Raw genomic sequence first — 21,759 nt, 5'->3', positions numbered from 1 at the left:
GCCCCGATGCAGCGAAGATTTTATGTCCTACGCAAGCGCTTTCGGCTGCGGGATTCGAGGCGCATGCATGCGTGTCCAATCCATGCCGGCCAGAAGCGCCGACAACTGCGCCGCGTTCATTTGCATGACGCCGTCAACAACCGGCGGCCATTTGAAGCCGCTGCCATCGAGCCGCTTCCAGTACAGCACAAGGCCGCTGCCATCCCAGACCACCATCTTCACCCGGTCAGCGCGCTTCGCACGGAAGACCACCGCCACGCCCTTCATCGGATCGTGGCCCAGCGTCTCCTTCGCCAACAGCGCCAGGCCATCCGCGCCCTTCCTGAAGTCTACAGGTCGGGTCGCAACGTAAATCATGAGGCTGGCGGGCGGCGTCAACATGAACGTGTCCGTCGAATCGCCAAGAACACATCACTCAACACAGCAAGGCCAGCGTCCCTCGCACCTCAACTCGTGCCCCCTGGAGCTCAACCGTCACAACGGCTGCTTCCGGCGATGAGGAGGGCGCGGCAGCCGCCGATGGCGACGATTCCGACACCAACGGCACAAACGACAGTGCACCCGCCGCAGCTGGCAGCACCAGTTGACCTAAACGCGCCCGGCGCCGCCAGTCATGCACCTGCTGTGGCCGGCAGCCATGCCGGCGTGCGATATCTGTTACAACCGCGCCCGGCTCAAGGCTTTCCGCGACAATCCGGGCCTTCAAATCATCCGGCCACTGCTTACGGCCTGCGCCGGCGTACACTTCGATACGCTGTGTCAATGGTCGTCTTATGTCGTCCGAATGATCGTCCATTATGAGCACCCTTGCAGAAGATGACTCTTCTAACGGTGCTCCCAAGATCGCGCACAGACAATCTAAAGGGCCGCGGCGCTACGCTTACAATCGGCGGCGAAGCTGATCCAGTTCACGGACCGTCAGCTCCAGAGCGCTGCGGATGCCCACATCGCGGATGTGATGCAGCGAGGGGAGCCGATGGATTTCGACGCCTTCTCGCGTTTGCCAGATGCCTGTGCTGAGCACTCGGATGGTGTCGTCGATGGCCTGCTGGAAAGCGTGTAGATTGCTCTCTTGTTGAAACGGCGTCCGAAACGCCGGCCGGTCGAAGGCGCGCACAAACATTGCGAGGGCTTGCTCGTCATCGACGTCCTGAAACTTATCAACGAAATTGTGCAGCTCGCCTTCGCTGTCCGGAAACGGAATGCCGTCGACCAGGCGCCGCAGGAGAAATTCAGCTCGCAGCCGAAGATGCTACTCGAATTCTGCGCCAGACCAGATCGCTACTTTAGGGACACCAAGTTTGGCGGCCGCCGAACGAACATCGTCGCGACGCTGGGGCGAGACACTGCCACGGCATACGAACTTGAAGGCGTCAGGTTTGCCGGTCACCGCATTCACCGCGGCGGCCATATCCTTCTCCGCCTTCGCTTGGGTGAGACTGCCACGATTGACGCATTGAATAACGGTGCGCTCGTCCGGTTGGTCGTCGAACGGACGTGTGCCGACGATGTCACGCCCTTGGTCGCTTCCTGTCTGGCCGAACCAAGCGAGATCAGTCCAGCCATCGCAAAGGTGGTAGGCGAACACGAGGCGTTCGAACTCGGTGCCGCTGAAATCCTCGAAGTGAATTGGCCGGACCGCTCGAGCTATCGTCACCTGCCTACCTCTTGGCTCCGAGAGCTACGGAGCGGGTTGACAATCTGAACGTCCTCGAAATGCTTTTCATTGTCGGTCACGACCACGCACTCATTGGCTTCGGCTACAGCAGCAATGATTGTGTCTAACGCGCTTCGCGAACGGCCTTTGGCTTTGCCGTTGGCCATCAGCCGCGCCCACACGAGGGCAGCTTTCTCGTCGAACGATAGGACGCGGCCAGCAAACAGCGCTTGCGGACCTTCGGAGCCGGCGAACCACGTTTCAAGGCTGCTGCGCTTCTTGCCCTTCGGTTTCTCTAAGATGCCACGGCGGATTTCGGCGACAGTAAGGGAAGTAATGAAGAGGTCGTCGTCTTTCTGAGCCCCCATCCAAGCCAGCAGCAAGGCCGACGGCTTCGGCCTTATGACGTTGCTGATGATATTGGTATCAAGGAGGTAGCGCGTCACAGTTCGATCTTACGCCCCTCTTCTCGCGAACGGCTAAGGTCGAGATCTGCACCGACCATAGGTGAGCGACGTAGCGCGGCGAGAATGCCGCCCGCTTTCGGAGGCTCACCAGCCACTGCCTGCTGTATGGTTCGACGAAGCTGCCCGGCTTCCGGACTTTCCTCCGTCAGTTTTCGGGCGAGAGATCTGAGTAGATCGCGGTCAGCGTCGAGCGCCTGGATCTCGAACCGAGCGATGCCACGCTTAGTCAGGCGGGACCGATAATTCTCGAGGGCTCTCTTCTGCGCACTGTTGCTCATGGCGTGCCTCCGTGCTATATCCAGATATATAGCCGCGTTTTCTTTGGAGCACAAGGCTGATCGAGTTGTTAACGATCCCGGCAGATAGAGACGGCCTCTCCCGGGCATTTAGGCTGCTGGGGGTTGCCACCGTGATGAGACTCCCCTGTTCAAAGGGGGGCGATCACAAAAATATTATTGCTACGAGAACGGTCGACCCGTGCCCCGGCACTACTCTGCCCCTCGCCTGCACTTGCTCATATGCGCCACAAGGCATTGATTTACAACACATCTTTGCCTTGCCAATACGCCGTCACTTGGCATCATTGTCGCGCAGCGGGATCTTCCGCGCGAGGACAAGGACGCGATCGTGGCGCGACCGAGACGCACGACAGCCGAAAAGCTTTGCGTGGTCGCCGACGCTACCCGCGAACCGGCGGCGCTCGCCTCATCGAACCCCGATCCTCGCCTCGTCAATCTGGTCCGACTGCTGGCGCGACAGGCCGCAAGGGATTTCGTTCGAGCCCAAACTGATAGCCGGACGCGAGCCCCCCCTCCGGAGTAAGGACGTCGCCTCGTGAAGGTCGCGCTCTACGCCCGCTACTCATCAGAGAATCAGCGAGACGCCTCCATCGAGGACCAGTTGCGGTTGTGCCGCCTGCACGCCGAGAAGCAAGGCTGGACAGTCGTCGACAGCTACACCGATCGCGCAATCTCCGGCGCGTCACTGTTGCGTCCTGGCATTCAGGAACTGATCAGCGATGCGATGCGCGGCAAATTTGTCGTCGTGCTCGCAGAGGCGATGGATCGCCTAAGCCGCGATCAGGAGGATATCGCCGGACTGTTCAAGCGTATGGCGTTCAGCGGAGTGCGTATCGTCACGCTGTCGGAAGGTGACGTGACGCATCTGCATGTAGGTCTCAAGGGCACGATGAACGCGCTCTTCTTGAAGGACCTCGCCGACAAGACGCGCCGCGGGCTGCGCGGCCGCGTCGAGGACGGCAAGTCCGGAGGCGGGCTGTGCTTCGGCTATGACGTGGTGAAGCAGTTCACGGCAAATGGCGAGCCGATCCGCGGCGATCGAACGATCAACGAGGCGGAAGCCGCCGTCGTGTGCCGTATCTTTGCAGACTACGTTGCCGGCAAGTCGTCCCGCACGATTGCCTTTGAGTTGAACAAGGAAGGCGTGCCTGGGCCGCAGGGCGCCGAATGGGGGCCGTCAACAATCCATGGCAACCCGAAGCGCGGCGTCGGCATCCTCAACAATGAACTGTATGTCGGCCGCCTCGTTTGGAATCGGCTACGCTATCTGAAAGACCCGGATACTGGAAAACGGGTGTCACGCCTCAATCCTGAATCCGAGTGGGTGATTCAGGAGGTACCGGAGATGCGCATCATCGACCAGGAAGTCTGGAATGCGGCGAAGGCCCGCCAACAATCCCTCGCCTATGAGACATCTGAGCCTGGCGAGAATGCGTTGAACGAGCGTCGGCGGCCAAAACATCTGTTTGCCGGCCTTTTGAAGTGCGGCTGCTGTGGCGGCGGCTACACCATGATCTCGAAAGATCTGCTGGGCTGCGCGACGACACGGAACAAAGGCACCTGCGATAACCGGCTGAATATTCGGCGGGACGCGCTGGAGGCCTCGGTGCTCAGCGGCTTGCAGACCCATCTAATGGAGCCCGAGCTATTCAAGGAATTCTGCGACGAGTTCACCCGCGAGGTGAACCGGTTGCGGATTGAGCGTGGAGCTGGCTTCGCAGCAATGCGAGACGAGCTTCCGCGCATCGAGCGCGAACTCGGAAAGTTGCTGGCTGCTATCAAGGCTGGCGGTCCGATCGAAGCCATCGTTGAGGATATGAAGCGGCTCGAGGCCCGAAAGGCCGAGCTGAAGGATCAGCTTGCGAATGCGGAAGAGCCGCCGCCCCTCCTGCATCCGAACACGACGGAGATCTACCGCCAGCGGATCGCGGCGCTCTATGAGAGCCTGCAGAATGGGGACGGGAAGGCCGAGGCGGCGGAAGTCTTTCGCACCTTGGTCGATCAGGTGACGCTTGTGCCTCAAGAGGCGGAGCTGGCGATTGTGCTGCGCGGCGATCTGGCCGCGATCCTTCAGTTTGCCGCGAACAAGAAAAACCCCGACGTCCTTTCGGAGGCCGGGGTTTTGGGTGCCTTGCTTTCGCAAGAATCGTTGGTTGCGGGGATAGGATTTGAACCTATGACCTTCAGGTTATGAGCCTGACGAGCTACCGGGCTGCTCCACCCCGCGTTAACCGTTGCTTTGCCTTCGTGAAAGCGCCGGGGACGGTGAATGAAGGGCCGGCGCTGTTCGCGTGGCTTGCTTCGTCCGTCCCGAAGGCTTCCTTGGAAGGCAACCCCGGGCAAAGCCCGTTGGGTGCGGGCGGTATGTACCAACCCGGGGTGCCTTTGGAAAGGGCTGCGAGAACGTTTTTTTCGACTTTATGACAGCGCGGTGGACGAATTTGCGGCCTATTTGGCCGGCCCTTGCCAGAAGTTCCACAAGGGGCCAGCTTGCGGCAACAAAACCAGGCGGAAACGCCACTTAATGGGGGAGAACGCCATGGACCACGCCTTGGATCGCCCCTCAGATCGCCCCCCGCCGAGCGCCCCGCTTCGGGGCCTCGAAGACGCCTTCCATGCCATGGTCGAGCGGTCGCGGGCCGAGCCGGCGCCTGGCCTCGCCGAGCGGCTCGACCGCCTGGCGCGGTTGCGCACTGTCGTCGCCGACAACGAGGAGCGCTTCCGGCAGGCGATCTCGGCCGATTTCGGTCACCGCTGCGCGGTCGAGACCAATATCGCCGAGACCATGATGGTGTTCTCCGAGATCCGTCATGCCACCAAGCACCTCAAGAGCTGGATGGCGCCGCAGCGCGTTTCGACGGCGCTGCAATTCCTGCCCGCGCGCAACCGGCTGATGCCGCAGCCGCTCGGCGTCGTCGGCATCATCGCGCCCTGGAATTATCCGCTGCAGCTGACGCTCGCGCCCGCGATCGGCGCGCTCGCCGCCGGCAACCGCGTCATTATCAAGCCGAGCGAGCTTGTGCCGCACTTCTCATCGCTGCTGAAGGAGACGGTCGCCGAGCGGTTCGACGCTGCGGAATTGCTCGTCACCGGCATCGAAGACGAGGTCGCAAAGGCCTTCGCGCATCTGCCGTTCGATCATCTCGTGTTCACCGGCTCGACCCGGGTGGGGCGGCTGGTGGCGGAGGCCGCGGGGCGTAACCTCACGCCCGTCACGCTCGAGCTCGGCGGCAAGTCGCCTGTTATCATCGACGCCTCGGCTGATCTCGAAGAGGCCGCCGAGCGCATCGCCTACGGCAAGCTGCTCAATGCCGGGCAGACCTGCATCGCGCCCGACTATGTGCTGGTGCCCGAGCGCGCGTTGCAGGCCTTTGCCGAAAAAGTTCGCGCGCAGATGCGACGCATGTTCGGCACCGACCCCTCGAACAAGGACTACACCTCCGTGATCTCCGACCGGCATTATGCGCGGCTGGAAAATCTCGTCTCCGATGCGGCACGTCGCGGCGCAAAGATCCTGCAGCCGGCGAAGCCGGACGATCCCAACTGGAAGGCGCACCGCAAATTCCCGCCGACGCTGATCGTGGGCGCGAGCGAAGACATGGCGGCCATGCAGGAGGAGATTTTCGGCCCCGTGCTCCCCGTGCTCGGCTATCGCGACCCGGCCGACGCCATCGCCTTCGTCAACGCCCGCGACCGGCCGCTGGCGTTGTACTGGTTCGGCAAGGACCGCGTTGCGCGCGACGAGGTGCTGGCGCGCACCGTCTCCGGCGGCGTCACGGTCAACGACTGTCTGTTCCACTTCGCGCAAATCAACCAGCCGATGGGCGGCGTCGGCGCATCCGGCACCGGCGCCTATCACGGCAAATGGGGCTTTCGCACGTTCGGCAAGCTGAAGCCGGTGTTCTACCGCTCGAAATTCAACCGCCTCGCCGACCTCTATCCGCCTTATGGCGGCAAGATCGCGCGGCTGGAGAAGATGATGCGATTCGTGTCGTAGGTTTCAGCACCTGTCATTGCGAGCGCAGCGAAGCAATCCAGAATCCCTCCGCGGCAAAGGTCTGGATTGCTTCGCTTGCGCTCGCAATGACGGAAAGAATGAATGCAGGGGGAAACATCAGTGACGGACACATTCGATTTCGTCGTCGTGGGCGCGGGCTCCGGCGGCTGCGCGGTGGCGGGGCGGCTGTCGGAGGATGCGGGGACATCCGTGGCGCTGCTCGATGCCGGCGGTCGGAACGACAATTGGCGGATCACCACGCCGTTCGGACTGGCTTTGCCATACAAGGCGGCGAACTGGGGTTTCGATACCGTGCCGCAGAAGGGATTGAACGGCCGGATCGGCTATCAACCGCGCGGCAAGGGACTCGGCGGATCCTCGGCGATCAACGCCATGGTCTATATCCGCGGCAACAAATGGGACTACGACCACTGGGCCTCGCTCGGCAATGCCGGCTGGTCATATGCCGACGTGCTGCCCTATTTCAACCGCTCGGAGAACAACGCCGATTTCGACGGCGCCTATCATGGCAAGGGCGGCCCGCTGCATGTCAACAGACTGCGCGCGGACAATCCGATCCACGACATCTTCCATCAGGCCGCCCGCGAGGCGCAGTTCCGCATCCGCGAGGACTTCAATGAAGAGGATCACGAAGGGCTCGGCAGCTACCAGGTGACCCAGCACAATGGTGAGCGCTGGAGCGCGGCGCGCGCCTATCTGCATCCCCACATGGACAAGCGCGCCAATCTGCGTGTCGAGACGCAGGCGCATGCCACGCGCATCCTGTTCGAAAGTGGGCGCGCGGTCGGCATCGAATATGTCCAGGGCAAGCAGACAAAGAAGCTACGCGCCCGTCGCGAGGTGATCCTCGCCTCCGGCGCCTTCCAGTCACCGCAATTGCTGATGCTGTCGGGCATAGGCGACGGCAAGGCGCTTGCCGCCCACGGGATCGACGTCGTGCATCATTTGCCGGGCGTAGGACGCAATCTGCAGGATCATCCGGATTTCGTGTTCGTCTACGCCTCCGACTATCCACACTTCGTCCATTCGTCGCTCGGCCGGCTACCATCCCTGCTCCGCGCCATCCAACGATACCGCCGGGAGCGGCGCGGCCTGATGACCACCAATTTCGCCGAGTGTGGCGGCTTCCTGAAGACCCGGGCCGACCTCGATGTGCCCGACATCCAGCTGCACTTCATCATCGCGACGCTCGACGACCACGGCCGCAAGAAGCACAAGGAGGCGGGCTTCTCGTGCCATGTCTGCCTGTTGCGGCCGAAGAGCCGTGGCAGCGTCTGGCTGAAAAGCGCCGATCCGCTGGCAGCGCCGCTGATCGATCCGAATTTCTTGGGCGAGGCGGAGGATCTCGAGACGATGGTCGCGGGCTTCAAGACGACGCGAAGGCTGATGGAGACGCCCGCGATGCGCGCGTTGCAGAAGAAGGACATGTTCACGTCCGATGTGAGAACGGACGACGATATCCGCGCCATCCTGCGCGCGCGTGTCGACACCGTCTATCACCCCGTCGGCACCTGCAAGATGGGCACCGACGCGATGGCCGTGGTCGATCCGGCGCTGAAGGTGCACGGCGTGGAAGGTCTGCGCGTCGTCGACGCCTCGATCATGCCGACACTGATCGGCGGCAACACCAATGCGCCGGCGATCATGATCGGCGAGAAGGCGGCGGATATGATCAGGGGCGAGATGCGGTGACTCTACCTCGTCGTCCCGGCCTAGTGCGCAATTGCGCATGGGGGGCCGGGACGATAGCAGCTTCTCAATTCAGCAAGAACCCGCCGTCCACCGTCACCACACTGCCCGTCATGTACCGCGAGGCCTTCGAGGCCAGCAGCAGGATCGCGCCGTCGAGATCGGACTCGGCGCCGATGCGGCGCTGGGGAATGCGCTTGGTCAGGCGCTCGCCCGGCGGCGTCGCCCAGAACGCGTGGTTCATCTCGGTGTCGATGTAGCCGGGTGCCAGCGCGTTGACGCGGATGTTCTGCCCCGCAAGCTCCAGCGCCATCGCTTTGGTCGCCTGGATGATGCCGGCCTTGGAGATCGCGTAAGGCGACACCGCCTTCAGCACGCCGGTGCCGAGCACGGAGGCGATGTTGACGATGTTGCCTGCCTGCTTGCTCGCGATCATGCGGCGCGCGATCTCGGTCGCGAGGAAATAGGCGCCCTTGAGATTGGCGCCCATCACCGCGTCCCAATCGGCCTCGGTCTGCTCGGTCGCGAGCTTTTCGATCGCGATGCCAGCATTGTTGATCAGCACCGTGACCGGGCCGAGCGCGGCTTCCGTGGCATCGAGGGCCCTGGCGATCGATGCGATGTCGGTGACCTCGAGCGCGACGGCGGCGGCGCGGCCGCCCTTGCCGCGGATCTCGTCTTCCAGGCTCTTCAGCTTGTCGGTCTGCCGCGCCGCGAGCGCGACGGCCGCGCCATGTGCCGCCAACACCCGGGCAAATTGCCGCCCCAAGCCCTGGCTCGCACCTGTGACGAGGATGGTTTCTCGACTGACGTCGAATAGGTCTGACATTGGGCGCGTCCCTGAGCTTTGGGGTCATCGGTTTTGGCCATCAATACAGACGATTTTAACGATCTGAAACCGGAATGATCGGTTCTGCGTTCACTCGTTCCATGGCAGGCTCCCGCGCATGAACAGTTTCGATCTCGCCGTCTATGCGGCGCTCGCCATCGCGATCGGCTTCGGTTTCAGGACCGGCCTGCTCGGCAGCGCCATGACGATCCTGGCCTATCTCCTCGCCGCCCCCATCGCGGTTGCGCTGATGCCGCTGATCGTCCCGCAGGTCGCGGGCAATCCGAATGCGCCGCTGCTGCAGAACTGGATCTGGTTCTTCGGCATCTTCGTGGTGGTCGGCATGCTGTTTGGACATCTCGGCCGGCTGGCGCTGAGCGACACGATACGCGACGCCGGCATCGGCGACCGCCTCGGCGGCGCCGCGCTCGGCGCCATCAGGGTCGGCCTCGTCGCCACCACCTTGGTGCTGGTGTTCGACCAGATCGTGCCGGCCAACCGGCAGCCGCCGTTCCTCGCCGGTTCGCATCTGCGGCCGCTGTTCTCGACGGTCGGCCAGATGGGCTTCAAGTCGCTGCCGCCGGAGGCGGCCTCCGCGATCGACCGTCTCAAGCAGGAGCGGCGCATCTGATGAGGCGCATTTGCATCGCCGCGCAAGCGTGCATGCATTTTGATGCGAGCCAATCCCTTATCAGCGGCGCCAAGGTTGGCTAGAATAGCGGCTCTAAAAACCTGCCTGACATTACGGGAGTGAAACAGTGGATCTTGGGATCAAAGGCCGCCGCGCCATCGTCTGCGCATCCAGCAAAGGCCTCGGACGCGCCTGCGCCATCTCGCTGGCCGAGGCCGGCGTTCACGTCACGCTGACCGCGCGCGGCGCCGAGGCCCTGAAGAAGACGGCCGACGACATCCGCAAAGCCTATCCTGATGTGACCGTCACCGAGATCGTCGGCGACATCACGACGCCGGCGGGCCGCGAGGCCGTGCTCAAGGCCTGCCCCGAGCCGGACATCCTGATCAACAATGCCGGCGGACCTCCGCCCGGCGATTTCCGCAACTGGACCCGCGACGACTGGATTAAGGCGATCGATGCCAACATGCTGACCCCGATCGAGCTGATCAAGTCGACGGTGGACGGCATGATGGCCCGCAAGTTCGGCCGCATCGTCAACATCACCTCAGCGGCGGTGAAGGCGCCGATCGACATCCTCGGTCTCTCCAACGGCGCGCGCGCCGGCCTCACCGGATTCATTGCCGGCCTGTCGCGCAAGACCGTGATCAACAACGTCACCATCAACGGCCTGCTGCCGGGCCCGTTTGAGACCGATCGCCTGCGCAGCACCGCGAAGGGGGAATCCGAGAAGCGCGGCATCACGCCGGACCAGGTTCTGGCCGAGCGCGCCAAGCTCAATCCCGCGGGCCGCTTCGGCGATCCCGAGGAGTTCGGCTATGCCTGCGCATTCCTGTGCGGCGCCAAGGCCGGCTTCATCACCGGGCAGAACCTTCTGCTCGATGGCGGTGCCTTCCCGGGAACGCTGTGAGGGCGGTCTGGTACGAGGAGACAGGACCGGCGGCGGACGTCCTCACCTATGGTGAGATGGCCACGCCGGTCGCAGGTCCAGGCGAAGTTCGTATTCGCCTGGAAGCCTCCGGCGTCAATCCGGCCGATGTCGGCCGGCGCGGGGGCGGCTATCGCGCCAAGGAATTTTCGCGCGTCATTCCGAACAGCGATGGCGCGGGCTTTATCGACCAGATCGGCGATGGCGCGACGCGGTTCAAGATCGGCGACAGGGTCTGGCTGTTCAACGGCCAGCGTAACGGCCGCGCCTTTGGCACCGCGGCCGAATATATCGCGCTTGCCGAGCATCTGGTGACGCCGTTGCCGGACAATCTCTCTTTTGCGGAAGGCGCGACGCTGGGCATTCCCGCAATGACGGCGTGGTGCTCCCTGTTTGCGGACGGGCCGATCGTCGGCAAGTCGGTGCTGGTCACCGGCGGCGCGGGTGCAGTCGGACATTACGCCGTGCAACTCGCGAAATGGGGCGGCGCGCAGGTGATCGCGACCGTCAGCTCGGCGATAAAAGGCGAGCATGCGCGACAAGCCGGTGCCGATCTCGTGGTCAATTACAGGGACGAAGATGTCGTTGCCAAGGCCATGGCCTTCACCGGCGGACGCGGGGTCGACCAATTGGTCGATGTCGATTTCGGCGGCAACATCGCGACGACCCTGAAGTTGATGGCCATGAATTCGACAATCGCGGTCTACGCCACGAACGGCAACCGCACGCCGACCGTGCCGATGCGCGAGCTGATGGAGAAGTGCATCACGCTCCGCTCGCTCGTCTTGTTCGCGCTGCCGCCGGCGCTGCTTGCGGCGGCGCAGGCCGACATCTCGAAATGGCTGGCAGCGGGGCCGCGAATCCACAATGTCGCGGCGCAGTTTGCGCTGTCGGAGACGGCGCAGGCCCATGTCGCCGTCGAGAAAGGCGACAAGCTCGGCACCGTGGTGGTCGACTGCGCGCGCTGATATCGGCCGGAATCACCGCTGCTTGGTGATCTCGTCTTCGTCCCGCTGGCTTGGAGCGGATGAATCGGCCACCAGGTCTCCGTCGGTCCAGTCGACGCCGAATTCATCGAGCCCGTCGGCGAGCAGATCGCCCAGCATCGGCTCACCGAGCAGATAATGCGCCGTCTCGCGCCGGGGACTGCGATACTCCGCGCGTGCCTCCACGGCGCGTGCGCGCAAATCGTCCCAATCGTCGATCGTGCCGTCGCCGCGGCCGAGCCAGGTCAGCGCGACGAGATCGATCTGCTCGTCCTCGTTCATGGCCACGATGAAACTTCCGAGTTCGTTGACGACCGGATCGGAGCCGTCATCCTCGAGGACGTCGACCGCATCGTCATCAGTCGCATTCGAGCCGGAATCCGGATCGGAATCCGCCTGCTTGACGTCGAATTCACGCGCCTTTTCGATGATGAAGGCGACCTTCTCCGCGGAAATCGCAAGCTCTGGCATGGCTGGCCCTTTGTCTTTCCCTGGGTTCCCGCGATAACGCCGCACGGCGTCAGATGATCCATTGCGCCTGAGGGCGAAACTGCGCATGTTCCCCCGCAAAGCAAGAACATCAAACAAGAACATGGGGATGCGCCGGATGCAGTGGAAAGTCGGCAGGGTCAAGATCACCAAACTCGTCGAGATGGAGACGGTGGGTTCAACCCGCTTCATCCTCCCGGCAGCAACCAACGATGAAATCCGGAAGCTGCCCTGGCTGATCCCGCATTTCGCCACGGAAGAAGGCCGGCTGAAAATGTCGATCCATTCGCTGGTGCTCGAAACTCCTTCGCGCCGCATCGTGGTCGATACCGGACTTGGCAACGACAAGCAGGGCCGCAACGTCCCGACCTGGAACAATCGCACCACACCATTCCTGGAGACGATGATTGCGGCGGGCTTTCCGCCCGACAGCATCGATACCGTGCTGTGCACGCATCTTCATGTCGATCATGTCGGCTGGAACACGAAATGGGTCGACGGCAAATGGGTGCCGAGCTTCCCCAACGCGCGCTACGTCTTCGGCAAGACCGAATACCAGCACTGGCGCGACCACTCCACCGAGCCGGACAAGCAGGCCGTGTTTGTCGATTCCGTGAAGCCGATCGTCGATGCCGGCCGGGCGGAGTTGGTCGCGAGCGACCACCGGCTCAGCGAGGAGATCAGCATGATCCCAACCCCCGGCCACAGCCCCGGGCATATGAGCGTTCTGATCCGGTCGGACGGCGAGCAGGGACTGCTGACGGGCGACGTCGCCCATCATCCCTGCCAGATGGCGCATCTCGGCTGGTCCTCGAACGCGGATTCCGATCAGAGCCAATCTGCCGCGACGCGGCGCGAATTGTTCGGCCGGTTTGCCGACACCCCGACGCTGGTGATCGGCGGGCACTTTTCGGCCGGGCACATCAAGCGGGATGGGGACGCATTCAGGTTCGAGGCGCTGGCCTAGTCTCGTGCCCCGGACGAACCTCCCGAATCGAGAGGGCTGCAATGCGCCCTCTTTGAGCGGTTGAATTTCCCGCCGCCCTGTTCCATGAAGCTGTTTAACCGATCGGTCCATTCCAGGGAGAAACGAGAATGAAGCTTGTTCGTTATGGCGAGAAGGGTGCGGAAAAGCCCGGCCTGATCGACAAATCCGGCCAGTTGCGGGACCTATCGGCGCATGTGAAGGACCTGACCGGCGAGGCCTATTCGCCCGAGAGCCTGAAGAAGCTGGCGGCGCTCGATCCCGCCTCGCTGCCCGCCGTCTCCGGCAAGCCGCGGTTCGGCGCCCCCGTTACCGGCATGTCGAAATTCGTGGCGATCGGCCTCAACTACAGCGACCACGCCAAGGAGACCGGCGCGGAGATCCCGAGCGAGCCGATCATTTTCATGAAGGCCAACACCTCGCTGTCCGGCCCGAACGACGCCATCGAGAAGCCGCGCGGCTCGACCAAGCTCGACTGGGAGGTCGAGATCGCCGCGATCATCGGCACCCGCGCAAAATACGTTTCGGAAGCCGACGCGCTCAACCACGTCGCCGGCTACTGCGTCTGCAACGACGTCTCCGAGCGCGCCTTCCAGATCGAGCGCCTGGGTCAGTGGACCAAGGGCAAGTCGCACGACACGTTCGGCCCGCTCGGCCCCTGGCTCGCCACCAAGGACGAGATCAAGGACGTGCAGAACCTGCCGATGTGGCTCGACGTGAACGGCCAGCGCCGTCAGACCGGCTCGACCAAGACTATGATCTTCTCGATGGCCAAGTGCATCTCCTATGTCTCGCAGTTCATGACGCTGCTGCCGGGCGACATCATCACGACAGGCACCCCGCCCGGCGTCGGCCTCGGCATGAAGCCGCCGACCTTCCTCAATGTCGGCGACGTCATCACGCTCGGCATCGAGGGTCTTGGCGAGCAGCGCCAGGAGATCGTCGCGGCGTAAGCCTCGGCCAGCGCACACTCGTCGTCATGCCCGGGCTTGTCCCGGGCATCCACGTCTCACAGTCTAGCCACGCGGAAGCGCGTGGATGGCCGGGTCAAGCCCGGCCATGACGGACGAGACACCATTTGCTCAAGACCGATCGCAGGGAATTGTCCCATGAAGCTCACCTTCTCCCCCGCCTCGCCCTTTGCCCGCAAGGTGCGCATCGCCGCGATCGAGCTCGGGCTGATCGACAAGATCGAACTCACGCCGGCGAGCGTCGCGCCCGGCACGGCCAACGAGGACTATTCACGCATCACGCCGCTGAAAAAGCTGCCGGTGCTGATCACCAATGACGGCGACGTCATCCTGGACTCGTATGTCATCGTCGAATACCTCAACGAGATGGCCGGCGGCAGCCTGATCCCCGATTACGGTCCGCGGCGCTGGAAGGCCAAGACCAATCATTCCCTGATCAACGGCATGCTCGATTCCATGCTGCTGTGCCGCTACGAGAAGATGGTGCGACCGCAGGGCCTGCAATGGCAGGCGTGGTCGGACGACCATTGGAATCGGGCCTGGACCGGCATGGCGCGCTTCGAGAACATGCCCGATGTCCTCAACGGTCCGTTCGACATCTCGCAGATCGGCCTCGTCTGCGTGCTCGGCTATGCCGACTTCCGCTTCGCCGATTGCGGCTGGCGCAAGGCCTATCCGAAGCTCGATGCCTTCCATCAAAAGATGCTCGAGCGGCCCTCCGTGAAGATCTCGGTGCCGCCGGCGGCGTAAAGCGCGGGAGTTCATATGAGCCTGAAATACGCGGTCGGCGATCTCACCATCCATCGCATCATCGAGCAGGAAACCTCGTTCGTCCCGGCGCTGGAGATGTTGCCGGGGCTGACACCGGAGCTGCTGGCCGAGAACCGCGCGTGGATGAGGGAGGCGAAAGCCTTGGATGACGGCGACACATTGATGCTGTGCTTCCAGTCCTATGTGATCAAGACGCCGCACCACACCATTCTGGTCGACAGCTGCATCGGCAACGACAAGCCGCGGCCGCAGCGCCCGAAATGGAACATGAAGACCGACGACACCTATCTGCGCGGACTCAACGCTGCCGGATTCTCGCCTGACGACATCGACTTCGTGATGTGCACGCATCTGCATGTCGATCACGTCGGCTGGAACACGCGTCTGGAGAACGGCCGCTGGGTGCCGACCTTCCCGAAAGCGCGCTACGTCTTCGCCAAGCAGGAGTTCGATCATTGGACCGAGCAGAACGCGAAGGCGGAGGTGCCGCCCTTCGCCGACAGCGTGCTGCCGGTGGTCGAGGCCAAACGCCACGAGCTTGTCGGCAACGATCACCAGATCGGCGATCACGTCCGCATCCTGCCGACGCCGGGCCACACGCCGGGCCATATCGCCATCACGATGGGCCACGGCAAGGACGACGCCGTGTTCTCCGGCGACCTCATGCACTCACCGATCCAGACGCTCTATCCGGAGCTGTCGGTCAAGTTCGACCTCGATCAAGCCAGGGCGGCAACGACGCGCCGCAGCTTCCTGGAACGCTATTGCGACACCGACACGCTGTGCTGCACCGCGCATTTCCCGTCGCCGTCCGTTGGGAAGATCCGGCGCAAGGGCAGTGGCTTCGTATGCGCGGCGGTGTAGTCGAATGGCGCAATCGTAGGGTGGGCAAAGCGAAGCGTGCCCACCATGCCAAACGCGTTGTAGAATGATGGTAGGCACGGCGCGCGAAGCGCGCCTTTGCCCTCCTTACGATTCCACCCGTGTGGAGAAAGCAAATGACAATGCTCCCCGACATCCCGCTCCCCGCCGGCATCCGCTCACGCTATGTCGACGATATCAACGGCCTGCGCATGCATGTGCTGGAGGCCGGCTTCGAGACCAAGGGGCGGCCCTGCACCCTGCTGCTGCACGGCTTTCCCGAGCTTGCCTTCTCCTGGCGAAAGGTGATGCCGGCGCTGAGCTCGGCTGGCTATCACGTGATCGCGCCGGACCAGCGCGGCTATGGCCGGACGACGGGATGGAGCGCGGAGTATGACGGCGATCTCGCGCCCTTTTCGCTCTTCAACCTGGTGCGGGATGCGCTCGGGCTGGTGTCGGCGTTCGGCTACAGGCAAGTCGACGTGGTCGGACATGATTTCGGCAGCCCAGTCGCGGCCTGGTGCGCGCTGATGCGGCCCGACGTATTTCGTTCGGTGACGATGATGAGCGCGCCATTCGGCGGAGCGCCGCCGCTGCCGTTCAACACGGTCGACACGCCGGTAAAGCCAGCGGCCGAAGACCCCGTGCATCGCGAGCTCGCCGCCTTGCCGCGTCCACGCAAGCATTATCAATGGTACTATGCGACACGCCCGGCCAATGCCGACATGCACCGCGCGCCACAGGGCGTGCATGATTTCCTGCGCGCCTACTATCATCACAAGAGCGCGGACTGGACCGACAACAAGCCATATCCGCTGAAATCCTGGTCGGCGAACGAGCTTGCGAAGCTGCCGACCTATTATGTGATGGACCTGAACGAGACCATGGCCGAGACGGTCGCGAAGGAGATGCCCTCGCAGGCCGCAATCGCCGCCAATCAATGGCTGCCCGACCGCGAGCTCGGCTACTACAGCGCCGAATATGGCCGCACTGGATTCCAGGGCGGCCTGCAATGGTACCGCTGCGGCACATCGGGCGCATTCAACAGCCAGCTCCAATTGCTGGCCGGCCGCAACATCGACATCCCCTCCTGCTTCATCTCGGGCAAGCAGGATTGGGGCACCTATCAGCGTCCCGGCGTATTCGAGGCCATGCAGGCGCGGGCCTGCACGAAGCTGCTGGGCTGCCACCTCGTCGATGGCGCCGGTCACTGGGTGCAGCAGGAGCAGCCGGCCGAGGTGAGCCGCCTGCTGCTCGATTTCCTGGCGAAGAGCCGCGGCGTGGTTTGACCCGGTAACCCAAGCGCCCTATATAGTTTAGAATTATTCTAAACTAATCAGACAGGGCCGCCGTGAAGAATTTTGCCGATCTGACCGAGCGCGAGGTGCTTGCGGTCGCAATCTCCTCCGAGGAGGAGGACAGCCGCATCTACATGAGCTTCGCCGAAGACTTGAAGGAGCGCTATCCGGACTCCGCCAAGATCTTCGAACAGATGGCCGAGGAAGAGCGCGGCCATCGCCACATGCTGCTGGAAATGTACCAGCAGCGCTTCGGTCCGCATTTGCCCCCGATCCGCCGCGAGGACGTCAAAGGCTTCCTGCGCCGCCGTCCGGTCTGGCTCACCAAAAACCTGTCGCTCGACACCATCCGCAAGGAGGTCGAGACAATGGAATTGCAGGCCGAGCGCTTTTACGTGAAGGCCGCTGAACAGGCGCAGGATGTCGGCGTGCGCCGCCTGCTCGGCGATCTGGCCGAGGCCGAGAAGGGCCACGAAGAGGTGGCGGCGAAGCTGACGGATCGGATCCTGAGTTCAGACGTGCGCGCCGAGGAAGACCGCACCAACCGGCGCATGTTCGTGCTGCAATATGTGCAGCCAGGTCTCGCCGGCCTGATGGACGGCTCCGTCTCGACGCTGGCGCCGCTGTTTGCGGCTGCCTTCGCCACGCATCAGAATTGGCAAACATTTCTGGTCGGCCTCGCCGCCTCGATCGGTGCCGGCATCAGCATGGGCTTTGCGGAAGCGCTGTCCGATGACGGCTCGCTGACCGGGCGTGGTTCGCCCTGGCTGCGCGGTCTCACCTGCGGCTTGATGACGACGCTAGGCGGGCTTGGGCACACCCTGCCCTATCTCGTGCCCGATAGCTGGGCCAACGCATTCTGGATCGCGACGGGAATCGCCGGAATTGTCGTGTTCTTCGAATTGTGGGCGATCGCCTTCATCCGCGCGCGCTACATGGACACGCCGTTCCTCCAGGCCGTGTTCCAGATCGTGCTCGGCGGCGCGATCGTGCTGGCGGTGGGGATATTGATCGGAGCGGCGTAGGACGCCTTCATGCCTCGGCTTGACCGGGCATCCAGCACGCCGCGACCTGTCCGTGTCCAATCGGCGCCGGTGGAATACTGGATCGCCCGGTCAAGCCGGGCGATGACTGCGAGTGGTTGCTTGGCTCACCGCGTTCCGTCTTGCTCAGATGTCAATCGCGATCAAACGGCGGTTGCGGTGCTGGGCCAAACTGCGCATCATTGTTCCACGCTAAGAACAGGAGATGCGGGATGGCCAAATCCGAATGGAGCTTCAAGAGCGCGGTCGAGCTGTCGGCGGCACTGACGGCCAAGAAGGTTTCCGCGGTCGAGCTCACGCAGGATGCGATCGACCGCATCGAACGGCACGACAGCAAGGTCAACGCGATCTGCGTCCGGGATTTCGACCGTGCGCTGGACGCCGCACGCGAGGCAGACGCCGCATTGGCGCGCGGCGAGCGAAAGCCGCTGCTCGGTCTCCCCATCACTGTGAAAGAATCCTACAACATCGCCGGCCTGCCCACGACCTGGGGCTGGACGCCGCAGAAAGATTTCAAGCCGGCGGAGGACGCGCTGTCGATCGCCCGGGTCAAGGAGGCCGGTGGCGTCATCCTCGGCAAGACCAACGTCCCCGTGGGCTTGGCGGATTGGCAGAGCTACAACGAGATCTACGGCACGACGAACAATCCGTTCGATCTCGGCCGCACGCCGGGTGGCTCGTCGGGCGGCTCGTCTGCGGCGCTCGCGGCAGGCTACGGACCACTCTCGCTTGGGTCCGACATCGGCGGCTCGTTGCGCGTGCCCGCCTTCCATTGCGGGGTCTATGCGCATAAGCCGACCTACAATCTCTGTCCAACGCGTGGCCACACGCCGCCGCCCTTTCCAGCCATCCCGATGGAGCGCGATATGGCGGTGATCGGTCCGATGGCGCGGAGCGCAGTCGACCTGCCCCTGCTCCTGGACGTGATGGCAGGCCCCGATCCGTTGGACCTGGGCATCGGATACAAGCTCGCGCTGCCGGAGGCGCGACACCGCGCGCTGAAGGATTTCCGGGTGCTGGTGATCGACAGCCATCCGCTGCTGCCTGCGAATGCAGATATTCGCGGCGCGATCGAAAAACTGGCGGGGCAATTGACGGGCACGGGCGCGCGCGTCGCGCGCGAAAGTCCGCTGTTTCCGGACTTCACGGAGGCTTCTCGCCTCTACATGCGCATGCTGATGAGCTTCCTCGGCGCCTTCCTTCCGCCGGACAATCTCGCGCGCGCGCGTGCCGGTGCAGCGCAGCTCTCACCCGACGACAAGAGTCTCGCTGCCGAACGGCTGCGTGGTATCACCAGCACGCATCAGGCCTGGGTATTCGACGAGGGCGCCCGCGCCGGCCTGCGCGCGCAATGGCGGCAATTGTTCAAGACATTCGATGCGGTGATCTGTCCGATCATGCCCACGCCGGCCTATCCGCATGATCATTCGCCGGAGCAGGAAAAGCGCCGAATCAACATCGATGGCAAGGACCACGCCTATCCGGACCAGCTTGCGTGGCCCGGCATCGCCACGCTGACGGGCCTGCCGGCAACGGCTGTTCCACTCGGCCTATCGAAGGACGGCCTGCCGGTCGGCGTGCAAATCATCGGGCCCTTCCTCGAGGACCACACGCCGTTGAAGCTCGCCGAGCTGATCGAACGCGAGTTCGGCGGGTTCGTGCCGCCGCCCTTGTTCAATGACTGAGAGAAACCCCATGAGCAACGACCTCGAACAGCTCACCGCGCTCAACCGCGACTATGTGGCCTCGGTGCAGAATTGCGACGTCAAGCGCTTCGACGAGATTTTGGCGCCGGAGTTCTACTGCTCCAATCCCGACAAGACGCTGGTCGATCGCGAGGCCTTCCTGAAGCAGACGGCGCGGCCGATTGCGATCCGAAACCTCAGAGAGCACGACGTCATCATCCGTATCATGGGTGATTTCGCCATCATCCACGCGGCAACGAGCTACACCAATGCGGACGGCCAGCAGGCCACCGGGCGCTATACCGATTGCTGGGCGAAGACGAACGGGACGTGGCTGGCGGTGTCGGCGCACGTGTCGCGGTAAAGAGCGCGTCACACCACACATTCTCCGGCACAGCCAGATATTCGGGAGGCCGCGAGCTCACCGCTCCAGATTCTTCAGCAGCAATTTCAGCGCTGTCGCTGCAAAGGTCTGCATATTGGCCAAGCGGTCGTTGCTGCCCGTCTCAAGCGTCATCACCTCGACTGCGGGCCCGGCGACCGCCATGCAGCTGTGGCCCGCCGCATCGCCGTAGCGATTGCCGGTGGGACCGGACGCCCCGGTCTCCGACAGGCCCCAATCGCAGTTGAAACGGCTGCGCATCTGCCCGGCCAGCAATTGCGCGTAGGGCTCCGAGGAGGAACGAAAGCCCTTCATTCCTTCGTCCGAAATATCCATCAGCACGCGCCTGGCATCGCGAGTGTAGACCACGGCCCCGCCGAGGAAATAAGCGGACGCGCCGGGCACCGCGAGAAGGCTGGCCGAGATCAGGCCGCCGGTCGAGGATTCCGCAACAGCAATGGTCTGTTTGCGCGCGATCAGCTTCGCTGCGACCTGTTCCGCAATGCCGACGAGCTCTTTCATTCCTTGACCCCTTATTGCTTCGCAACCGAGCTCGGCCTTTCTAGCATATGACAGCGCCGTTGGCCGAGTTGCAGCCAACGGGCAGGCCTGCTTGAATGGCGGCCAAAGGGCGGAGCGGCCAAGCTCTGCCCGCGGGAAAGACGCGACGAGGAAACGTGAAGGACACGTCATGGCGTCCCTGATCGCCGGCGGAGTGGATTGCGATGTGCATCCGGCCGTGCCGCATCTGACCAGCCTGCTGCCGTACCTGAACGAGTATTGGCGCGATCAGGTGACGACGCGCGGCATGGTCGATCTCATCTCGCAATCCTACCCGCAGAACTCGCCGATCACGGCGCGGCCCGACTGGCGCCCCGAAAGCGGCAAGCCGGGTGAAAGCCTGGCGGACATGCAGCGCCATGTGCTCGATCCCTTCCAGCTCTCGCACGCCATCTGCAATCCGCTCTACGGCGTGCAGATGGTGTTTTCAGAGGATCTGCAGGCCGCCTTCTGCCGCGCGCTGAACGACTGGCTCGTGAAGGAATGGCTCGATCGCGATCCGCGGCTGCGCGGCTCGATCGTGATCCCCACCCAAAGCGTCGAGAAGGCCGTCGCCGAGATCGAGCGCTGTGCGACGGACCGCCGCTTCGTGCAGGTGCTGATGCTCGTGATGGGCGATACGCCGCTCGGCAAGCGCGCGCTCTGGCCGATCTACGAGGCGGCGGAACGGCTGGAATTACCGATCGGCATTCATGCCGGTTCCGCCTATCACAATCCGCCGACCGCCGTGGGCTGGGGTTCCTACCACATCGAGGATTATGCCGGTCAGGCCCAGGCGTTCCAGACCCAGCTCACCAGCCTGATCGTCGAGGGCGTGTTGGTCAAATATCCGCGGCTGAAGATGGTGATGCTTGAATCCGGGGTGTCCTGGATCTCCCCATTTCTATGGCGCCTGCACAAGTTCTGGCGTGGGGTGCGGATGGAGACGCCGTGGGTTGATCGCGCGCCGCTGGACATTGTGCGCAGCAACATCCGCTTCTCGTTGCAGCCATTCGATGCACCGCCGGATGAGGCGACATTAATTCGCCTGTTTGATCATATGCAGTCCGACGAATTGGTCGTATTCTCCACCGACTATCCGCACTGGCAGTTCGACGGCCAGGAGGCGCTGCCCGCAGGTCTCACCCCCGATCTCGTGCGCAAGATCATGATCGATAATCCGCATGCGACCTATCCCCGCCTGACTTAGCCGCTGCCAAAGGAGGCAAG

Annotated in this window: 24 protein-coding genes, 1 tRNA gene and 1 pseudogene; 15 read left to right on the top strand and 11 right to left on the bottom strand. The window is 63.3% G+C overall.

Annotated features, from left to right (window positions below):
• Positions 1-27 precede the first annotated feature (27 nt).
• The 6 genes from tnpB to IVB50_RS15455 form a co-directional block, all read right to left on the bottom strand.
• Positions 28-381: an IS66 family insertion sequence element accessory protein TnpB gene (tnpB, locus tag IVB50_RS15480; protein ID WP_247296278.1), complete on the bottom strand. Its 354-nt coding sequence runs from the start codon at positions 379-381 to the stop codon at positions 28-30.
• Between the two features lie 34 nt (positions 382-415).
• Positions 416-796, bottom strand: a complete 381-nt coding sequence (locus IVB50_RS15475) for a transposase (RefSeq protein ID WP_247296276.1) — start codon at positions 794-796, stop codon at positions 416-418.
• 84 nt (positions 797-880) lie between these two features.
• Positions 881-1,123, bottom strand: coding sequence for a hypothetical protein (locus tag IVB50_RS15470; protein ID WP_018457555.1), 243 nt, complete (start codon positions 1,121-1,123; stop codon positions 881-883).
• Between the two features lie 129 nt (positions 1,124-1,252).
• Positions 1,253-1,657, bottom strand: coding sequence for a restriction endonuclease (locus IVB50_RS15465; RefSeq protein WP_018457556.1), 405 nt, complete (start codon positions 1,655-1,657; stop codon positions 1,253-1,255).
• On the bottom strand, positions 1,654-2,103 hold the full coding sequence (locus IVB50_RS15460) for a type II toxin-antitoxin system VapC family toxin (RefSeq protein ID WP_018457557.1): 450 nt from the start codon (positions 2,101-2,103) through the stop codon (positions 1,654-1,656). Before IVB50_RS15460 ends, IVB50_RS15465 begins: the two co-directional genes overlap by 4 nt.
• Entirely contained in the window at positions 2,100-2,402 is a 303-nt protein-coding gene (locus IVB50_RS15455; protein WP_026233395.1) for a hypothetical protein, read from the bottom strand. Before IVB50_RS15455 ends, IVB50_RS15460 begins: the two co-directional genes overlap by 4 nt.
• Before the next feature lie 556 nt (positions 2,403-2,958).
• On the opposite strand from IVB50_RS15455, the pseudogene IVB50_RS42695 reads away from it, so the two are divergent.
• Positions 2,959-4,032, top strand: a pseudogene (locus IVB50_RS42695) (recombinase family protein); the annotation flags it as partial.
• A gap of 36 nt (positions 4,033-4,068) precedes the next feature.
• On the opposite strand, the gene IVB50_RS42690 reads toward IVB50_RS42695, so the two are convergent.
• Together IVB50_RS42690 and IVB50_RS15445 are read right to left on the bottom strand one after the other, a co-directional pair.
• Entirely contained in the window at positions 4,069-4,446 is a 378-nt protein-coding gene (locus IVB50_RS42690; protein ID WP_346658721.1) for a hypothetical protein, read from the bottom strand.
• 127 nt (positions 4,447-4,573) lie between these two features.
• Positions 4,574-4,650 (bottom strand) — tRNA-Met (locus IVB50_RS15445).
• A 312-nt stretch (positions 4,651-4,962) separates the two neighbouring features.
• Between IVB50_RS15445 and IVB50_RS15440 the strand changes: the two genes are divergently transcribed.
• Both IVB50_RS15440 and IVB50_RS15435 read left to right on the top strand, forming a co-directional pair.
• Complete coding sequence (locus IVB50_RS15440; protein WP_247296274.1) at positions 4,963-6,420, top strand: coniferyl aldehyde dehydrogenase; 1,458 nt, start codon at positions 4,963-4,965, stop codon at positions 6,418-6,420.
• Positions 6,421-6,540: 120 nt separating this feature from the next.
• Positions 6,541-8,133 (top strand): choline dehydrogenase, encoded by a 1,593-nt coding sequence (locus tag IVB50_RS15435; protein WP_018457561.1) that lies wholly within the window; start codon positions 6,541-6,543, stop codon positions 8,131-8,133.
• 64 nt (positions 8,134-8,197) lie between these two features.
• Here IVB50_RS15435 and IVB50_RS15430 read toward each other — a convergent pair whose 3' ends face one another.
• Positions 8,198-8,959 (bottom strand): SDR family NAD(P)-dependent oxidoreductase, encoded by a 762-nt coding sequence (locus tag IVB50_RS15430; protein ID WP_247296272.1) that lies wholly within the window; start codon positions 8,957-8,959, stop codon positions 8,198-8,200.
• A 118-nt stretch (positions 8,960-9,077) separates the two neighbouring features.
• On the opposite strand from IVB50_RS15430, the gene IVB50_RS15425 reads away from it, so the two are divergent.
• The 3 genes from IVB50_RS15425 to IVB50_RS15415 all read left to right on the top strand — a co-directional run bounded on the left by IVB50_RS15425 (position 9,078) and on the right by IVB50_RS15415 (position 11,486).
• On the top strand, positions 9,078-9,590 hold the full coding sequence (locus tag IVB50_RS15425; protein ID WP_018457563.1) for a CvpA family protein: 513 nt from the start codon (positions 9,078-9,080) through the stop codon (positions 9,588-9,590).
• Between the two features lie 127 nt (positions 9,591-9,717).
• On the top strand, positions 9,718-10,500 hold the full coding sequence (locus tag IVB50_RS15420; RefSeq protein WP_007605221.1) for an SDR family oxidoreductase: 783 nt from the start codon (positions 9,718-9,720) through the stop codon (positions 10,498-10,500).
• Positions 10,497-11,486: an NADPH:quinone reductase gene (locus IVB50_RS15415; protein WP_018457564.1), complete on the top strand. Its 990-nt coding sequence runs from the start codon at positions 10,497-10,499 to the stop codon at positions 11,484-11,486. Before IVB50_RS15420 ends, IVB50_RS15415 begins: the two co-directional genes overlap by 4 nt.
• A 12-nt stretch (positions 11,487-11,498) precedes the next feature.
• Here the strand turns inward: IVB50_RS15415 and IVB50_RS15410 are convergent, their stop codons facing one another.
• On the bottom strand, positions 11,499-11,975 hold the full coding sequence (locus IVB50_RS15410; RefSeq protein WP_018457565.1) for a DUF3775 domain-containing protein: 477 nt from the start codon (positions 11,973-11,975) through the stop codon (positions 11,499-11,501).
• A gap of 136 nt (positions 11,976-12,111) precedes the next feature.
• Here IVB50_RS15410 and IVB50_RS15405 point away from each other — a divergent pair, with 136 nt between their 5' ends.
• From IVB50_RS15405 to IVB50_RS15370, 8 genes are all read left to right on the top strand, one after another.
• The gene (locus tag IVB50_RS15405; RefSeq protein WP_026233400.1) at positions 12,112-12,960 is read left to right on the top strand and encodes an MBL fold metallo-hydrolase; all 849 of its coding nucleotides are present in this window, start codon (positions 12,112-12,114) and stop codon (positions 12,958-12,960) included.
• A 128-nt stretch (positions 12,961-13,088) separates the two neighbouring features.
• Positions 13,089-13,931 carry a fumarylacetoacetate hydrolase family protein gene (locus tag IVB50_RS15400; protein ID WP_018457567.1) on the top strand — a complete coding sequence of 281 codons (843 nt, stop codon included), beginning with the start codon at positions 13,089-13,091 and terminating at the stop codon, positions 13,929-13,931.
• A 156-nt stretch (positions 13,932-14,087) separates the two neighbouring features.
• Positions 14,088-14,699, top strand: coding sequence for a glutathione S-transferase family protein (locus tag IVB50_RS15395; protein ID WP_018457568.1), 612 nt, complete (start codon positions 14,088-14,090; stop codon positions 14,697-14,699).
• A gap of 15 nt (positions 14,700-14,714) precedes the next feature.
• Positions 14,715-15,584 (top strand): MBL fold metallo-hydrolase, encoded by an 870-nt coding sequence (locus IVB50_RS15390; protein ID WP_018457569.1) that lies wholly within the window; start codon positions 14,715-14,717, stop codon positions 15,582-15,584.
• Between the two features lie 134 nt (positions 15,585-15,718).
• Positions 15,719-16,870, top strand: a complete 1,152-nt coding sequence (locus IVB50_RS15385; RefSeq protein ID WP_026233401.1) for an alpha/beta hydrolase — start codon at positions 15,719-15,721, stop codon at positions 16,868-16,870.
• Positions 16,871-16,932: 62 nt separating this feature from the next.
• Complete coding sequence (gene mbfA / locus IVB50_RS15380) at positions 16,933-17,904, top strand: iron exporter MbfA (RefSeq protein WP_247296270.1); 972 nt, start codon at positions 16,933-16,935, stop codon at positions 17,902-17,904.
• Between the two features lie 230 nt (positions 17,905-18,134).
• Positions 18,135-19,607 (top strand): amidase, encoded by a 1,473-nt coding sequence (locus IVB50_RS15375; protein WP_018457572.1) that lies wholly within the window; start codon positions 18,135-18,137, stop codon positions 19,605-19,607.
• A gap of 10 nt (positions 19,608-19,617) precedes the next feature.
• A complete protein-coding gene (locus IVB50_RS15370; protein ID WP_018457573.1) occupies positions 19,618-19,971 on the top strand; it encodes a nuclear transport factor 2 family protein in 354 nt (117 codons plus the stop codon).
• A 57-nt stretch (positions 19,972-20,028) separates the two neighbouring features.
• Here the strand turns inward: IVB50_RS15370 and IVB50_RS15365 are convergent, their stop codons facing one another.
• Positions 20,029-20,511, bottom strand: a complete 483-nt coding sequence (locus IVB50_RS15365) for a CinA family protein (RefSeq protein ID WP_018457574.1) — start codon at positions 20,509-20,511, stop codon at positions 20,029-20,031.
• 169 nt (positions 20,512-20,680) lie between these two features.
• Here IVB50_RS15365 and IVB50_RS15360 point away from each other — a divergent pair, with 169 nt between their 5' ends.
• On the top strand, positions 20,681-21,739 hold the full coding sequence (locus IVB50_RS15360) for an amidohydrolase family protein (RefSeq protein WP_247296268.1): 1,059 nt from the start codon (positions 20,681-20,683) through the stop codon (positions 21,737-21,739).
• Positions 21,740-21,759: the final 20 nt, after the last annotated feature.

Source organism: Bradyrhizobium sp. 87 (genome assembly GCF_023073015.1).
GTDB classification, from domain to species: Bacteria; Pseudomonadota; Alphaproteobacteria; order Rhizobiales; family Xanthobacteraceae; genus Bradyrhizobium; species Bradyrhizobium canariense_D.
The sequence above is the reverse complement of the archived record's forward strand: the minus strand, read 5'-3'. Positions and strand labels throughout refer to the sequence as shown.

What these genes read in the sequence shown, in the direction of transcription:
- tnpB (WP_247296278.1), bottom strand. Translation starts at nt 381, where the DNA reads ATGTTGACGCCGCCCGCCAGCCTCATGATTTACGTTGCGACCCGACCT.
- IVB50_RS15475 (WP_247296276.1), bottom strand. Translation starts at nt 796, where the DNA reads ATGGACGATCATTCGGACGACATAAGACGACCATTGACACAGCGTATC.
- IVB50_RS15470 (WP_018457555.1), bottom strand. Translation starts at nt 1,123, where the DNA reads ATGTTTGTGCGCGCCTTCGACCGGCCGGCGTTTCGGACGCCGTTTCAA.
- IVB50_RS15455 (WP_026233395.1), bottom strand. Translation starts at nt 2,402, where the DNA reads ATGAGCAACAGTGCGCAGAAGAGAGCCCTCGAGAATTATCGGTCCCGC.
- IVB50_RS15440 (WP_247296274.1), top strand. Translation starts at nt 4,963, where the DNA reads ATGGACCACGCCTTGGATCGCCCCTCAGATCGCCCCCCGCCGAGCGCC.
- IVB50_RS15430 (WP_247296272.1), bottom strand. Translation starts at nt 8,959, where the DNA reads ATGTCAGACCTATTCGACGTCAGTCGAGAAACCATCCTCGTCACAGGT.
- IVB50_RS15425 (WP_018457563.1), top strand. Translation starts at nt 9,078, where the DNA reads ATGAACAGTTTCGATCTCGCCGTCTATGCGGCGCTCGCCATCGCGATC.
- IVB50_RS15410 (WP_018457565.1), bottom strand. Translation starts at nt 11,975, where the DNA reads ATGCCAGAGCTTGCGATTTCCGCGGAGAAGGTCGCCTTCATCATCGAA.
- IVB50_RS15405 (WP_026233400.1), top strand. Translation starts at nt 12,112, where the DNA reads ATGCAGTGGAAAGTCGGCAGGGTCAAGATCACCAAACTCGTCGAGATG.
- IVB50_RS15400 (WP_018457567.1), top strand. Translation starts at nt 13,089, where the DNA reads ATGAAGCTTGTTCGTTATGGCGAGAAGGGTGCGGAAAAGCCCGGCCTG.
- IVB50_RS15395 (WP_018457568.1), top strand. Translation starts at nt 14,088, where the DNA reads ATGAAGCTCACCTTCTCCCCCGCCTCGCCCTTTGCCCGCAAGGTGCGC.
- IVB50_RS15390 (WP_018457569.1), top strand. Translation starts at nt 14,715, where the DNA reads ATGAGCCTGAAATACGCGGTCGGCGATCTCACCATCCATCGCATCATC.
- IVB50_RS15385 (WP_026233401.1), top strand. Translation starts at nt 15,719, where the DNA reads ATGACAATGCTCCCCGACATCCCGCTCCCCGCCGGCATCCGCTCACGC.
- IVB50_RS15375 (WP_018457572.1), top strand. Translation starts at nt 18,135, where the DNA reads ATGGCCAAATCCGAATGGAGCTTCAAGAGCGCGGTCGAGCTGTCGGCG.
- IVB50_RS15370 (WP_018457573.1), top strand. Translation starts at nt 19,618, where the DNA reads ATGAGCAACGACCTCGAACAGCTCACCGCGCTCAACCGCGACTATGTG.
- IVB50_RS15365 (WP_018457574.1), bottom strand. Translation starts at nt 20,511, where the DNA reads ATGAAAGAGCTCGTCGGCATTGCGGAACAGGTCGCAGCGAAGCTGATC.
- IVB50_RS15360 (WP_247296268.1), top strand. Translation starts at nt 20,681, where the DNA reads ATGGCGTCCCTGATCGCCGGCGGAGTGGATTGCGATGTGCATCCGGCC.